The following is a 2,164-nucleotide window of genomic DNA, read 5'->3' as shown; positions in this document are numbered from 1 at the left end:
GGTATTGCAAAGATAGAATTAAATCAACACTCGGAGGACTTAGTCCTCTAGATTATAGAAGGAGTATAGGCATAGCGGTCTAAAAAAATGTCCGCATGCCCCACCGACCTGTGGAATTTAATCTTTCACACGGAATTTACTTTTACAAGTCAGCTATTGTATGATTTTTTTACATAAATTAATTATGTTAAGTTGTTGAAACATTTTTATACAAGTGGCACATATAAAGCAGCCTTCACTCAGATTTACCTATTACAAAAAAGAAGAACTCACTCCACATGAATTCTTCTTTTTTCATTTTTATTAAATTAATATTTCTATTGTAACTTCTACAATATTTAATTTTTTACATTATCTTAAATACTACTACTTTTGAGTTTTCAGTATACTAATCTTTACATGGTGCTATGTCAAGATTTAGCACCATTTTTATTCAAATTAATTTCTCCTTCCTAATTGTGTCACCACTGGTGACACAATTAGTATTACTTATAACCACTCATTTACCAATTTCTATGTATTTATATTTTCTGAAGCTCTCCTATTTTTATAGTTTAAGTAATCTGTTGCATATCCTTTTTTTCAATAATCTGCGTGTGTTACTACATTCTCCATAAAAGCATATGCTCGAGCATTTCTTGTAAGATTAGAAATAACCACGCATACACATGATATAACTATCTCTTCATTAAACCCACAAACAATCAAATGATAATTTTATCATTAATAACCTTTCCTTGTACTCCTTAAATTCTCATATTCCCCTGTCATCTCTTTTCGTGAAAGTACAGATATAAATGCAGTATTTCAATTAAATCTTCACTTTTAGTTTATCTTACATTTCCACAATTTAAAATACTATTTATCATTCCCTGTTTTTCTCTTGTATAAATTTTTCAATCAGTTGTATATTTGCTTTTCGTTTTTTTCCTTCACCTTCTGATACTTCAAAACCATATTTTAATTAGCATTTAGATAAGCTCTTAAATAAATATGGTGTGTTCGGGTATCCTTTTCCATATTACCCATTACATAAAGAAGTGGGTGTTCAACATCTGAACCGCGATAAAAAATATCTTTCATCTGTAACTGTTCATTATGTGACATTATTCTCTCAATATCAGTTAACTCAACAGAAATATCAATAATCAGTTGCGCTTTAATTTCAGGTATTGCTGTACTTCCAATATACTGTATATCAATAGCATCATCTGATATGGATTTTAGTGCTTTTATTTTTTGAATAGCATTATCATCCCATTATTTTCATACGATTCCAGTTGTATGGTTCCTCTTTTTTATCCTAATATCATAATAACATTTTTCTCTTTTCGTTATACAATAAACTTGTTTATATCTTTGTGTTATCCGGTTGATGTCTTCTAATATATGAAATGCAATTATCAAGGTGTTTTTTATCAACGATAGGTTCAAATGACTTACCACCCCATAAACCTTTTGGTATTTGTTCTACAAGAACAGGAAATTCTTTTCTCAATAATCTTGACGAAGCCCCAAATAGAAGTTGTCCTACTTTAGAAGGATCTAATTGCGTTTTTACTAAAACATGAATATGATTATATGCAACTGTACTTTCAACTATCTCTATTTCTTTTTTTTTATTAAAAATGTCTGCTATAATGCAACTTAATCTATGACGAATCTCATTGTCATAAAAAAGAGGTTTTCTATATTTTGTAGCACCTACAAATTGGTAATAATTCTCATATGCATCATCCTCGGATAATTGTTTCATTGTTATCTCCCTTCCAATCAATTATTCTCTCCATAAATATATCCAACCTAGAGCCATTTAATAAAGTAAATGCCGAAAATCCGCATAAATACAGGCTTTCGGCATTTTAATCCATTATTCAAACTCATACTCATAAAAATTTACTCCTTTATAAAGCAGGATATTTATTGTATTTAACAGTTCATTTCTGTACTGTTTTAGTATTTTTGCATATAGTCTAAGACGAAAATATTGTCATTTTATTGTCACGAGTCAATACCGTTGTAGTCGTTCTTGCATGTATGACAAACTTGAATTTCTATTTGTGTTGCCATGTCATTACATAATCTTTTTCTCCGGTAGCCTCATCTAAGCCACTATGCTGAATCTCAAATCCTTCTCTCTTATAAAAAGATATTGCCCGTGCGT

The 2,164-nt window shown here is 29.9% G+C and carries 2 protein-coding genes; both read right to left on the bottom strand.

Features of this window, described 5'->3' with window-relative positions; all coding sequences use genetic code 11:
• Nucleotides 1–960: 960 nt before the first annotated feature.
• Nucleotides 961–1,203, bottom strand: coding sequence for a GrpB family protein (locus ACZM4J_RS12180; protein ID WP_412623043.1), 243 nt, complete (start codon nt 1,201–1,203; stop codon nt 961–963).
• A gap of 148 nt (nt 1,204–1,351) precedes the next feature.
• A complete protein-coding gene (locus tag ACZM4J_RS12175; protein ID WP_412336283.1) occupies nt 1,352–1,756 on the bottom strand; it encodes a transposase in 405 nt (134 codons plus the stop codon).
• Between the last annotated feature and the right edge of the window lie 408 nt (nt 1,757–2,164).

The organism is Eubacterium sp., from assembly GCF_057858645.1.
The sequence above is the reverse complement of the archived record's forward strand: the minus strand, read 5'-3'. Positions and strand labels throughout refer to the sequence as shown.

What these genes read in the sequence shown, in the direction of transcription:
- ACZM4J_RS12175 (WP_412336283.1), bottom strand. Translation starts at nt 1,756, where the DNA reads ATGAAACAATTATCCGAGGATGATGCATATGAGAATTATTACCAATTT.